The organism is Pseudomonas sp. NFACC14 (genome assembly GCF_900106885.1).
In the GTDB taxonomy this organism is placed as follows: Bacteria; Pseudomonadota; Gammaproteobacteria; order Pseudomonadales; family Pseudomonadaceae; genus Aquipseudomonas; species Aquipseudomonas fluorescens_AA.
In genome coordinates, this window is record NZ_FNOA01000018.1 from 107,089 (window position 1) to 120,384 (window position 13,296).

Below are 13,296 nucleotides of genomic sequence, written 5' to 3' on the forward strand. Positions count from 1 at the left end.
AAGAAAACGCTCTGTATCAAGTCAGCGCGATTCAGAACACGTACTGGGCACGGACGACGAAACCGTCGCCATCATCATCGCCATTGACATTGGTGACCTTGTCGGTCTTGGCCTTGATGTAGGCACCGGTGATTTTCACCGCTTCGTTGGCGTACCAGTTCACGCCCAGGTTGTGCACCTTGGCTTCGGCATCGCCGACGTCACGGGTGGCGCTGGCGGTGGTGATGTTGTCGTCTTCGACGGTCATGCTGTCGAAGCGGTAGAACACTTCCCAGGCACCGATGGACTTGTTCTGAGGCTTGATGGCGTCGAACTTGCCGACTTTATAGCCGCGGGACTCACCGGTGAGGGTGTAGGCGCCCTGGACATAGAAGCCGTGGCCCTTGATGTCTTCGAAGCCGTCGGCATCAGCCTTGGTCTTGCGGGTGATGTACTCACCCTGGATCGACGCCGGACCCATGGCCCACGCGGCTTCCAGGCCGAACGCGGTGTCGCGGTCGTAGGAGCCGGCCGGCGAGTTGTTGGCGCCGCCCAGTACCGGACGGTTGCCGTTAGGGCCGGCGTCGTTGCCGCCGAGGGTTTCAACGCCACGCATGCCCAGGCGGGAACGATAACGTGCATCGAACACCGTGTCGGACACATCACGGGAGGCCACGTTCAGACCGAAGTGCAACACGTTGCCAGCTTCGTGCATCGGAGCGAAGACGAAGCGACCGTTGACTTGCTTGACGCTGTCGCCGTCGGTGTCGTCGGTGTCCTTGCTGAATACACCGGCCGAAGCATAGAACGAATCGGCGAAGGTGCTGGACGCCTGGATGCCCAGGCCGTTCTGATGGCTGTTGGCCCAGTCGATCAGGTCGTAGGCGGCGTTACGCTCAGGCGCGGTCACCCACTTGGAGCTGGTGGCTTTTTCCAGACCGAAGTCGGGGTCGAAACGACCGACCTTGATCGACACCGGCTTGAAGCCGTTGTAGGCCAGGGACGCTTCGTCGAAGTAGCCGTTGTCGGAGTCGCCGGTGTTGTGGGACATGTCGTAGTTGATGGTGTAGGCCCAATCCGTGTACAGCACGCCGGACAACTCCAGGAAAGCGCGACGGAAGTAAGCGGCGTCGGCCGATTTGCCGTTGTCGGTGTAGATCCCATCAAACTGGCTGTAGTCAGCCTGCAAACGACCGCCGAGCTTGAAGCTGAACTCTTTGTCCGTGGTAGCGACCTCGAGGCCGCCCTTGGTTTTGACCACGATATCGGCGCCATCGGTGGTGACGGTGCCGGCGAAAGCCTGGGCGGTTACTGCCATTGCCAGTGCGCTGGCGGCAACACCTGCGAAGTGCTTACGGATCATCGAAGAATTCCCCTGTTGGTAGTCTATGCGTTAGAAAACACGCGGAACTGGGCCCGCTGGTGTTGGGAGGGGATGTTGGCGACCGGTTGTGTCAGGCGAGTTGCTATCACATAAAGATTTTATGACAGCGGAACTTTTTACTTCGAATGGGAATATCCAGCGCAACGGCAAGCCCCCATGTGGGAGCGAGCTTGCTCGCGATGGCGGCATATCAGTGACAGATTTGTTGCCTGATGCGCCGCCATCGCGAGCAAGCTCGCTCCCACAAAGGGAGGGGGTGATGTGTCAGGTGTCAGCGGATGTTTTTGCGACGCTCGGCGGCGAGTTTCTCGGCGAGGTGATCCAGGTCGGGAATCGGTGGTTGCGGCAGTTTTTTGAGGGTCGCCTGCATCAGGCGCATCTGACGGATGAAACGTCGGCAATTGGGGCAGAACATCAAGTGATGACGCACCATCAGGCGTTCACGAAAGCTCAATTGTCCATCGAGATAATCGCTGGAGCGCGCCACTTGTTCCTTGCAGGTCAGCATTCGCCGGTTTCCTCGAAATGTTCAACAGTCGCGAAGACCTTCAGTCGGGCACGGTGCAACAGCACACGTACATTGGAGAGTGAAATACCCAACAGGTTACAGATTTCGTCCAGCTCCAGGTCCTGCTGTTCCCGCAGGGTCAGCACGCTGCCTTGCAGTTCCGACAGGCTGAGCAACGTGTGCTCCAGGCAATCACGCAATTCACTCATCGTGAGCAGCGCTTCGGGCGTGTCCTGGTGCCAGGCGAACGGCGCCAGCAGCCAATGGCCGTCAGCGGCGAAACGGTCATCGCCGAGGGTGCCGTGGGGGGCCGGGAGGTCATCGAGCAGCACTTCCCGCCGATTCTGCTTGTAGCGGCCCTTGGCGGCGTTCGCCGTGATGGTCAACAGCCAGGTCTTGAGGCTGGAACGCCCCTGGAAACCACTGAGATTGCGCACCACGGACAGCCAGGCGTCCTGCACGACTTCGTCGACATGGCGACTGCCGACGATGGCATAGGCCACGGCACGCATCGGGCTCTGGTAGGCGCTGACCAGTTCCCTGTAGGCCTGCTGTTCACCGGCCAGGAGGCGTTGGAGCAGGAGGGTGTCGTCGGTGACCGTCATTCAACATCCCATTGCCTGGAAGGACTGATGATTTTTCTGTGGCGAGGGGATTTATCCCCGCTGGGTTGCGAAGCGACCCTGATATCTGCCATTGCGGTGCAGCAGGATGTATTCATTGCCTGCTTTGGGGCTGCTACGCAGCCCAGCGGGGATAAATCCCCTCGCCACAATACATCCCATTGCCAGTCATCAGTGCTTACGCAAAATCACGCTGCCAATCGAATACCCGGCACCGAACGAGCTGAGGACGGCGACCGAGCCGCTGGGCAGGTCATCCTGGTATTTGTGGAATGCAATCACCGAACCGGCCGAACTGGTGTTGGCGTAGCGGTCGAGGATCACGGGAGCTTCCGCTTCGGTGGCTTCGCGCCCCAGCAGTTTGCGCACGATCAGGTGGTTCATGCTCAAGTTGGCCTGGTGCAGCCAGAAGCGTTTCACGTCGCCAACGTTCAGTTGGTTTTCTTCCAGATGGGTACCGATCAGTTCGGCCACCATCGGGCAAACGTCGCGGAACACCTTGCGGCCTTCCTGGACGAACAGTTTGTCGCGGCTGCCGATCCCCTCTTCCGCGGCGCGGTTGAGGAAACCGAAGTTGTTGCGGATGTTATTGGAGAACTTGGTGAGCAGCTTGGTGCTGACCACGTCGAACTGATACGGCGAGGTCGCCAGGTCCGCCCGCTCGATGATCACGGCAGTGGCCGCGTCGCCGAAGATGAAGTGGCTATCGCGGTCGCGGAAATTCAAGTGGCCGGTGCACACTTCCGGGTTGACCATCAGGATCGCCCGGGCCTGACCCAGTTGCACACTGTTGGCCGCGGCCTGGATACCGAAGGTCGCCGAGGAACAGGCCACGTTCATGTCGAAACCGAAACCTTCGATGCCCAGGGCTTCCTGGACTTCGATGGCGATGGCCGGGTAGGCACGCTGCAGGTTGGAACAGGCGACGATCACGCCGTCGATATCGGCGGCCGTGCGGCCAGCGCGCTCCAGGGCCTGCTTCGCAGCCCCGACGGCCATTTCGCAGAGCACTGACCACTCGTCATTGGAGCGCTCGGGCAGGCGAGGGGTCATGCGTTGCGGATCGAGAATGCCGTCCTTGTCCATGACAAAGCGGCTCTTGATGCCCGAGGCCTTTTCGATGAACGCGGCGCTCGATTCGGTCAATGCCTCGACTTCACCCCGCTCGATGGCATCGGCGTTGTCGGCGTTGAATTGCGCGACATAGGTATTGAAAGATTGCACCAGCTCTTCGTTGGAGATGCTGTTGGCCGGGGTGTACAGGCCGGTGCCGCTGATGACGACGTTATGCATGGGTCGTGTCTCTGATCTGTTCAGGCAGAAAGTATTGGCACCGACGTACCAATACACAAAGGGACTTTTCCCATCCGGGGAAGCAGCCCTGGCATCGCTTTATTCCGGATCCGCCCGTGGCCTTGAAGCTCAAAACCACGGAACCGGCATTTATAGGCGCGAAGTTTGCCATAAACGCTGGGGTTTGGCCCATTCTCCCTTACTGACGACACAAAACCTGTGGGAGCGAGCTTGCTCGCGATAGCGGTGGTTCAGCCTGCATTGATGTTGACTGATTCACCGCTATCGCGAGCAAGCTCGCTCCCACAGGGGGTCATGGTGTCATCTGGATTTGATCAACCCTCCACCAACCCCCACTGCTTGCCCAGGCGCTTGTCGGAAATCGGCACCTTAGTGCCCAGTTGCTGGGCGAACAGTGACACTCGGTATTCCTCCAGCCACCAACGGTACAACTCCAGTTGCGGGTCGCGCTTGCCTTCCTGGGCGTGTTTGCTGGCGCGGGCCTGGTATTGGGCCCAGAGGTTCGACAGTTCGCCGCTCCAGACCCGGTCTTTCTGCACCTGGCTGCCCAGCTTCTCGAAGCGTTGCTCGATGGCCTTGAGGTAGCGCGGCAACTCCTTGAGCCACTGATGCGGGGTTTCCCGCACGAAGCCCGGGTACACCAGGTGACTGAGCTGCTGCTTGATGTCGTTCAGCGCCACGGCCTGGGCCAGGTCGATCTTGCCCTTGAAGCGTTTTTGCAGGCCATGCCAGAGCTTGAGGATGTCCAGGATCAGCTTCGCCAGGCGTTCGGCGTGTTCGGTCCAGCCGCCGCGCTTGCGCTCGGCCAGGGCAGCCAGGGCGGCGCCGTCGCGGGGCAGGCTCGCTTCACCTTCGAGCACACAGCTGTCGAGGCTGGCGAGCAGGATGTCTTCCACCAGGCCGTCGATGCGGCCCAAGTCGCGGTACAGCAGGCCCAGCTCCGTCAGCCCCGGCAGCTTGCCACGCAGGAACTTGGCCGATTCGGCCAATTGCTGCATGAGCAAGCGCTGCAAGGCGCGGCGATGCTGGAATTCGGCTTCGGCCGGAGTCGGGAAACGCCCTTCCTTGACCACGCCACCCTCTTCCACCAGTGCCGGATAGACCGTCATCGACAGGCCGGCGATCTTCTGCTGGGTTTTCTCGGCCACCGGTGCGAAGACCTTCGCTTCCACCGGTGCCTGGCTCTTGGCCGTTTGCGGCACGGCCAAGGCCGCCTGGCTGGCCTCGGCAAAGCGTGCTGTCAGCTCGGCCAGGTCGCGGCCCTCGCCGAGGAACTTGCCCTGGCCGTCGACAATTTCCAGGTTCATGCGCAAGTGGCTTTCCACCTGCTGCGCGGCTTCCGCCCAGGCTTCGTCGCTGACCCGCGCCCCGGTCATGCGCAGCAGCTCACGGCCCAGGGCTTGGGGCAACGAACCTTCGGCAAAAGTGATGCGTTGCAGCGCCGCCTTGACGAAGTCAGGCACCGGCACGAAGTTCTTGCGCAGGGCCTTGGGCAGGTTGCGCACCAGGGCGATGCACTTGGCCTCGATCATCCCTGGCACCAGCCATTCCAGGCGCTCCGGCGGCAGCATCGGCAACAACGGCGCCGGCACGCGCAAGGTCACGCCGTCGCGGGGGTGGTTGGGCTCGAAGTGGTAGCTCAGCGGCAACGTCAGGTCGCCGACACGCAAGGTGTCGGGGTACTGCGTGGCGGTGACCTCGCTGGCCTCGCGGGCCAACACGTCTTCCTCGCGCATGATCAGCAATTGCGGGTCTTTCTGGCTGTTGATCCGGTACCAGCTGTCGAACGTCGCGGTCTGGTGGATCTCGGCCGGCAAACGGGCATCGTAGAACGCGAACAGGGTTTCCTCGTCCGCCAGGATGTCGCGGCGACGGGCCTTGGCTTCCAGTTCGTCGAGTTGCTCCAGCAAGCGGGTATTGGCGCCCAGGCACTTGGCCTTGGACTGGATCTCGCCGCGCACCAGCGCCTCGCGGATGAACAGTTCACGGGACACCACCGGGTCCACCGGACCGTAGTGCACCGGCCGCCGACCGACGACGATGAGCCCGAACAAGGTGATCTGCTCATAGGCCACCACTTGCCCGCGCTTCTTCTCCCAATGGGGTTCGAAGTGGTTTTTCTTGATCAGGTGTCCAGCCAGCGGTTCGATCCAGTCCGGCTCGATCTTGGCCACCATGCGCGCGTACAACTTGGTGGTTTCCACCAACTCGGCGGTCATCAGCCACTGCGGCCGCTTCTTGCCCAGGCCCGACGAGGGGTGGACCCAGAACCGCCGCTGGCGAGCACCGAGGTAATCACCCTCTTCGGTTTTCTGGCCGATCTGACTGAGCAGGCCCGAGAGCACCGCTTTGTGCAGTTTCGGGTAATCCGCCGATTCTTTATTGAGGCTCAACTGCATGTCGCGGCAGATCAGGCTCAACTGGCGATGGGAGTCACGCCATTCGCGCAGGCGCAGGTAATTGAGGAAGTTCTTGCGACACCAGTTGCGCAGCGGGCTGGCGGTCAAGGCCTGGCGCTGCTCTTCGAAACCGCGCCACAGATTGACCAGCCCGGCGAAGTCCGAATCCGGGTCCTTCCACTGGGCGTGGGCCTGGTCGGCGGCCTGCTGACGCTCTGGCGGACGTTCGCGCGGGTCCTGGATCGACATGGCGCTGGCGACGATCAACACTTCCTGCAAGCTGCCCAGCTTCGCCGCTTCCAGCAGCATGCGGCCCATGCGCGGGTCCACCGGCAGGCGCGCCAACTGCCGACCGAGCGGGGTCAGCTGACTGTTGCGGTCTACCGCCGAGAGCTCTTGCAGCAGGTTGAAACCGTCGCTGATGGCCTTGCCGTCCGGCGGCTCGATGAACGGGAAATCGGTGATCTCGCCGAGGCGCAGGTGCAGCATCTGCAGGATCACCGCCGCCAGGTTGGTGCGCAGGATCTCGGGATCGGTGAACTCCGGCCGCCCAAGAAAATCTTCCTCGCTGTACAACCGCACGCAAATCCCCGGCTCGACCCGCCCGCAACGCCCCTTGCGCTGGTTGGCGCTGGCCTGGGAAATGGCCTCGATGGGCAAGCGCTGGACCTTGGCCCGGTAGCTGTAGCGGCTGATGCGCGCGGTACCGCTGTCGATCACGTAGCGAATGCCCGGCACCGTCAGCGAGGTTTCGGCGACGTTGGTCGCCAGCACCACGCGACGGCCCGGGTGGGACTGGAAGATCCGCTGCTGTTCGGCCGGCGACAACCGCGCATACAGCGGCAGGATCTCGGTGTGCTTGAGCTGGGCCTTGCGCAGCATCTCCGCCGCGTCGCGAATCTCCCGCTCACCCGGCAGGAACACCAGCACATCCCCAGGGCTGCGGCGCTCGCTGCGTTCATAGGCGGCGATTCCATCGAGGGTGGCGAGGATCGCCTGGTCGACGGTCAAATCGTCCTCGACCCGGTTGCCCTCCTCGTCCTGCTCCAGGGTCAGCGGGCGATACCAGGTCTCCACCGGGAAGGTGCGGCCCGAGACTTCCACGATGGGCGCGTCGTCGAAGTGCTTGGAAAAGCGCTCCAGGTCGATGGTCGCCGAGGTGATGATGACTTTCAGGTCCGGGCGACGCGGCAGCAGGGTCTTGAGGTAGCCGAGCAGGAAGTCGATGTTCAGGCTGCGTTCGTGGGCTTCGTCGACGATGATCGTGTCGTAGCGCTCGAGGTAGCGGTCATTCTGGGTCTCGGCCAGCAGGATGCCGTCGGTCATCAGCTTGATCAGCGTATTGGCGTCGCTCTGGTCCTCGAAGCGCACCTGATAACCCACCAGCGCCCCCAACGGCGTGGCCAGTTCTTCGGCGACACGGCTTGCGACGCTGCGGGCGGCGATCCGGCGCGGTTGGGTGTGGCCGATCAAACCGTGCTGGCCGCGACCGATTTCCAGGCAGATCTTTGGCAACTGCGTGGTTTTGCCCGAGCCAGTCTCGCCGGCAATGATCAGCACCTGGTGCCTGAGCAATGCCTGCTTGATTTCGTCGCGCTTGGCGGCGATCGGCAGATTGTCGTCATAGCGGATCACCGGCAGGCTCGCCTTGCGCGCCAGCACCTGGTCGCACGACGCCTGCATGCGCGTCACCCACTGGGCCAGCTTGGCCTCGTCGGGCTTCTTGCGCAGCTCGAGCAGTTGGCGCCGCAACCGGTGACGGTCGGCGAGCATGGCGTGGTCGAGGTTTTTCAGCAGCTTGTCGATAGCGGGGGCTTGGTCAGTCATCAGGTACGCAAGGGTCGTCGGTTTATGCAGGGGCGGATTGTCGCAGATTTGCGCGCGCGGCGCCGACACATGGCAGTCTGCCCCGCGGTTCCCTTGTGGGAGCGAGCCTGCTCGCGATGGCGGTGTGTCAGTCGACATTAATGCTGGCTGATCCACCGCCATCGCGAGCAGGCTCGCTCCCACAGGGTTTTGCGCAGAGTTAGGGGTTACTCACTGTCCAGGTCCTTGCGCCGATACGGGAACACATCGATCACCTTCCCCGCCCGGATCGCCTCCTGCAGGCTTTTCCAGTAGTCGGCGTTGTACAGCTCGCCGTGCAACTGGTCGAACAGCTTGCGCTGCCCGGCGTCGGCGAACAGGAACGGTGGGAATTCTTCGGGGAACACGTCCAGCGGCCCGATGGAATACCAGGGCTCGGAGGCCATTTCATCTTCCGGGGTGCGGGGCTCGGGGATGTGGCGGAAATTGGCTTCGGTGAGGAAGCAGATTTCATCGTAGTCGTAGAACACCACCCGACCGTGGCGGGTCACGCCGAAGTTCTTGAGCAGCATGTCGCCGGGGAAGATATTGGCCGCCGCCAGCTGCTTGATCGCCAGACCGTAGTCTTCCAGCGCCTCGCGCACCTGGTCCGGGTTGGCGTTTTCCAGGTAGAGGTTCAGGGGCGTCATCCGGCGTTCGGTCCAGCAGTGCCGGATCAGCACCGTCTCGCCTTCCACCGACACCGTGGACGGCGCCACTTCCAACAGTTCCTCCAGGCAGGCCGGCTCGAATTTGCTCAGGGGAAAGCGGAAATCGGCGAACTCCTGGGTATCGGCCATGCGCCCGACCCTGTCGACGCTTTTCACCAGTCGGTACTTCTCGATCACCGTGGCCCGGTCGACGTTTTTCGACGGCGAGAAGCGGTCCTTGATGATCTTGAACACCGTGTTGAAGCCCGGCAGGGTGAACACGCTCATGACCATCCCGCGCACGCCGGGGGCCATGATGAACTGGTCGTCGGTGTTCGCCAGGTGGTTGATCAGCGCCCGGTAGAACTCGGACTTGCCATGCTTGTAGAAGCCGATGGAGGTGTACAACTCGGCGATGTGCTTGCCCGGCAGGATGCGCTTGAGAAAGCCGATGAATTCCGCCGGCACCGGCACGTCCACCATGAAGTACGAGCGGGTGAACGAGAAGATGATCGACACCTGCGCCTCGTCGGTGATCAGCGCATCGATCTGGATACCCCGGCCCTCGCGGTGCAGCAGCGGGATCACCAGCGGCCATTGGTCGTCGCGGGTGAAGATCCGGCCCACCAGGTAGGCGCCCTTGTTGCGGTAGAGCACCGAGGAAAACAACTCCACCGTCAGTTCCGGGTCCTTGCAGACCCAGTCCGGCAGGTTCTCGCGCAACTGCGCTTCGAGGCGTTGCAGGTCGCCTGGCAGGTCGCCGTAGTCCTCGCTGAACCGGTAGTCGGCGAACACGCTCGCCAGCATCCGGTCCAACTGCCCCTGGGGCTTGTAGGTGCGGGTCTGGGCGGCACGGGCCCGGCGCAGGCTGGGCCGAGTGGTGTGGATGAACATGGTGCCATCGCTGATCAGATCGTGGCTGAACAGCCCGCAGAAGATCGAGTTGTACCAGGTTTCCGACAGTTCATCGTCGAAGCGCAGGTCGATCAGGCTGATGTAGGCGCTTTTGACCAGCGGCCAGCAGCCCACATCCATCAGCGTTTCGTCATCGAAGGCCTTGTGCAGCCTGGCGACGGTTTCGAAGACTTTTTCTTCATACAAATTGATCCGCGCCGCCGATGCCGCTTGGGCCTCCAGCCACAGGGCCTGCTCGAACCGGGCGCGAGCGCCGTCGGTGATCTGCCGGAAATGCTCACGGTAATCGTCGAAGCCGTCGAGGATCGAACGGGCGATTTCGAGAGCGGGCCATGGCTGCGGCATAGGGTAAACCTCGGCGGGTCATGCTTGTTATTGGCGACTGAGCTTAGAGGCCAATCACGCGCCAACGCAACCATTGCCATCGCTATGCAGGGCGGCGACACTTGCCACCCCATCAAGGAAGGAGTGGCTCGTGAACCTCGTCGATATCCTGCGTTTACTGTCATTGGCCGCCATCTGGGGGGCCAGCTTCCTGTTCATGCGCATCATCGCCCCCGTCATTGGCACCCTCCCCACTGCATTCTTTCGTGTGTCCATCGCCTTCGTCGGGCTGCTGGCGATCCTGGCCCTGATGCGCGTCGACTGGAATTTTCGCGGCAAGCTCAAAGTCGTGATGGTGCTGGGCCTGATCAACTCGGGCATTCCGGCTACCTTTTATTCGCTGGCGGCCCAGGTGCTCCCGGCCGGTTATTCGGCGATTTTCAATGCCACCACGCCATTGATGGGGGTGTTGATCGGCGGCTTGTTCTTCAGCGAACAATTGACCCTGGCCAAGGTCAGCGGCGTCTTCCTGGGGCTGCTCGGCGTTGGCATCCTGACCCGCGCCGGCCCGGTGGCCTTCGACCTGCAACTGTTGATGGGCGCCCTCGCCTGCCTGCTGGCCACGACCTGCTACGGCTTTGCCGGTTTCCTCACACGGCGCTGGCTCGATCACCAAGGAGGCCTGGACAGCCGCCTCTCGGCCCTGGGCAGCATGTTCGGTGCCACGGTGTTCTTGCTGCCGCTGTTTGGTTACAGCGTCATCAGCCAGCCGCCGGCCAGCTGGGGTGGCTGGAGCGTCTGGTTGTCACTGCTGGGCCTGGGCCTGGTGTGCACGGCCCTGGCGTATATTCTTTACTTCCGCTTGCTCAGTTCCATCGGCCCGGTCAAATCCATGACCGTGACGTTCCTGATCCCGCCGTTCGGCGTGTTGTGGGGGGCGTTGCTGCTGGATGAGCCGTTGGGGATGGCGCATTTGTATGGCGGGGTGTTGATTGCGGCGGCGTTGTGGCTGGTGTTGAAACCTGGGGTGGTGAAACCGGCTGAAGCGCCTGCCCGGTAGTTCATCGGTGTGGCTGAATAGGCCATCGCGAGCAAGCTCGCTCCCACAGAGGGCTGCGCATAACCCTGTGGGAGCGAGCTCGCTCGCGATGGCGGTGGTACAACCAGCGAACAGCTAAAGGCTAGCGGCTCTTACGAAACACAAACACCAACCCCACGATGATCAGCGCCATGCCCAGCAAGCTCAACAACGCCAGCCGGTTGCCGAACACCAGGTAGTCCATGATCGCCGTCACCGCCGGCACCAGGTAGAACAGGCTGGTGACATTGACCAGGTTGCCACGGGCAATCAAACGGTACAGCAGCAACGTCGCCAGCACCGACACCACCAGCCCCATCCACAACACCGGCACGAAGAACCCCGTGCTGTATTCGAAGTGAAACGGCTGGAACGGCACGAACGCCGCGCACAACACCAACCCGGCCAGGTACTGCACCGGCAGCGTGCCCAGTGGGTTGTCGGTGATGCGCTTCTGCATGATGGAACCGGCCGTCATGCTCACCAGTGCCAGCAACCCGCACACCATCCCTGTCAGGGACATGCCGGCCAGGCCGATGCCCTGGTACACCACCATGACCAACCCGACCAGGCCCAGCACCAGGCCGAACATCCGCGACCAGGAACGCTGACGTTCCATGAGCACCACGGTCAGGATCGGTTGCACGCCCATCAGGGTGGCCATGACCCCGGGCGTGACACTCATTTGCAGCGCCAGCAGATAAAAAATCTGATAGGCGCCCAGCAGCACCAGCCCGGTGGTCACCGCGTACAGCATCGGCTTGCCGGTCTTGGGCAGCTTGAACTTGAGCACGGGGATCAACAGCATCAACGCGAACAGCGCGATGGCAAAACGGATCAGCAAAAAGGCGAAGGGGGAAGCGTGGGCCAGGCCCAGCTTGGAAAAAATCGCCCCGCTGCTCCACAGCAAAACGAACAGGCTCGTGGAAGCCGCCGCCAATAAGGCGTTTTTGGAAAGGGAAAACATGGATACCACCTGTAGTCAGGCAAAAAGCCAACTCAGCCGAAGCTGAAGTCCAGTAGTTTTTTTCAGGCGGGCACAGGGGATGGCAACCGTTGCCGATCAGCCCTGAATGCCAACACCCGGCGGTGATACGACGGCGTACACCGATGAGCTACTGACAGGTGGGGGGTATTGACCGATCTGCACAGGCTGCTGATTCCCACACGGCACGACGCCAGCGTTGAACGCTGGAACCACGACCGCGATGACAGGGGATGCAGGCATGAGCCGATCTCTTGAAGGGTGGGTTCGAAAACCCGAAGAGCGCTGACTATAACCAGCACTCGATGGACTACGCAATATTTAAACGAACAACCAATAGCCAAGCGCCGTCAGCACCGCCACCGCCAACACCGGCCGCATCACCCGGTAGGCCTTGGGATGCTTGCGTTTGAACTGTTTGACCCGGCCGCTGATGCCGTCACTGAACGTCTTGCTCCAGGCATAGGCCCGGTTGATGCCGCCGACGTGTTCATCCTCCAGGTTCTGCGGCGCGGTGGCGCGGCCGAGAAACGCGCTGATGCTGCGGTTGAGGCGGGTCATCAGCCGGTTTTTCAGGGGCCGCTCGACATCGCAGAACAGGATTACACGGGTCTGTGGGGTTTCGTTCTTGACCCAGTGCACATAGGTTTCATCGAACATGACGTCTTCGCCGTCGCGCCAGGCGTAGATCTGACCGTCGACGAAGATCCGGCAGTCATCGGAATTGGGCGTGGACAGCCCCAGGTGATAACGCAACGAACCGGCGAAGGGGTCTCGATGGGGATTCAGATGGCTGCCACCGGGCAACAGGGCAAACATCGCACCCCGGACGTTGGGAATCCGGCTGACCAGCTCGACCGTCCTGGGGCAGAGCAACTCGGCCGACGGCAGCGGTTTGTCGTACCACTTGAGGTAGAAACGCTTCCACCCCTTCTTGAAGAACGAGCCGAAACCGGCGTCGTTATTCTTCTCGGCGGCACGAATGTAACCCTCGTCGAACAAATGCATGGCCTCGTCGCGAATGACTTGCCAGTTGTCCTTGAGCACATCCAGCTCGGGGAATCTACTGCGATCCAGGTAAGGCTTCGAAGGCACGCCGGAGAACAGGTACATCAAGGCGTTATAGGGGGCGAACAGCGCCGAGTGATTGACGAACTGGCGCAATACCGGCAAGCGTGCCTTGCCACGCAAATGCACATAAAGCGTACTGCCCAGAAACAGCAGCAACACCGAGGCCTTGGCGACAAACGAAACGGTCATTTCATAACTCCTTGTCCAAAACAACTACGCAA

General features: G+C 61.8%; 9 protein-coding genes. 1 reads left to right on the forward strand and 8 read right to left on the reverse strand.

What is annotated here, in order from left to right:
• Nucleotides 1-31 precede the first annotated feature (31 nt).
• The 6 genes from BLU85_RS22885 to aceK all read right to left on the reverse strand — a co-directional run bounded on the left by BLU85_RS22885 (nt 32) and on the right by aceK (nt 9,962).
• Nucleotides 32-1,342, reverse strand: a complete 1,311-nt coding sequence (locus BLU85_RS22885; protein ID WP_092204645.1) for an OprO/OprP family phosphate-selective porin — start codon at nt 1,340-1,342, stop codon at nt 32-34.
• 292 nt (nt 1,343-1,634) lie between these two features.
• Entirely contained in the window at nt 1,635-1,871 is a 237-nt protein-coding gene (locus tag BLU85_RS22890; RefSeq protein WP_018607575.1) for an anti-sigma factor family protein, read from the reverse strand.
• Nucleotides 1,865-2,476, reverse strand: a complete 612-nt coding sequence (locus tag BLU85_RS22895; RefSeq protein ID WP_060738720.1) for an RNA polymerase sigma factor — start codon at nt 2,474-2,476, stop codon at nt 1,865-1,867. The genes BLU85_RS22890 and BLU85_RS22895 overlap by 7 nt, the downstream gene beginning before the upstream one ends.
• A 189-nt stretch (nt 2,477-2,665) precedes the next feature.
• Entirely contained in the window at nt 2,666-3,787 is a 1,122-nt protein-coding gene (locus tag BLU85_RS22900) for a beta-ketoacyl-ACP synthase III (protein WP_092204646.1), read from the reverse strand.
• 335 nt (nt 3,788-4,122) lie between these two features.
• Nucleotides 4,123-8,034 (reverse strand): ATP-dependent RNA helicase HrpA, encoded by a 3,912-nt coding sequence (gene hrpA, locus BLU85_RS22905; RefSeq protein WP_092204668.1) that lies wholly within the window; start codon nt 8,032-8,034, stop codon nt 4,123-4,125.
• Between the two features lie 206 nt (nt 8,035-8,240).
• Entirely contained in the window at nt 8,241-9,962 is a 1,722-nt protein-coding gene (aceK, locus tag BLU85_RS22910) for a bifunctional isocitrate dehydrogenase kinase/phosphatase (protein ID WP_092204647.1), read from the reverse strand.
• 130 nt (nt 9,963-10,092) lie between these two features.
• Between aceK and BLU85_RS22915 the strand changes: the two genes are divergently transcribed.
• Nucleotides 10,093-11,001 carry a DMT family transporter gene (locus BLU85_RS22915; RefSeq protein ID WP_092204648.1) on the forward strand — a complete coding sequence of 303 codons (909 nt, stop codon included), beginning with the start codon at nt 10,093-10,095 and terminating at the stop codon, nt 10,999-11,001.
• A gap of 121 nt (nt 11,002-11,122) precedes the next feature.
• Here the strand turns inward: BLU85_RS22915 and BLU85_RS22920 are convergent, their stop codons facing one another.
• Nucleotides 11,123-11,986, reverse strand: coding sequence for a DMT family transporter (locus BLU85_RS22920; protein ID WP_092204649.1), 864 nt, complete (start codon nt 11,984-11,986; stop codon nt 11,123-11,125).
• A gap of 339 nt (nt 11,987-12,325) precedes the next feature.
• Nucleotides 12,326-13,264, reverse strand: coding sequence for an aspartyl/asparaginyl beta-hydroxylase domain-containing protein (locus BLU85_RS22925; RefSeq protein ID WP_092204650.1), 939 nt, complete (start codon nt 13,262-13,264; stop codon nt 12,326-12,328).
• Nucleotides 13,265-13,296: the final 32 nt, after the last annotated feature.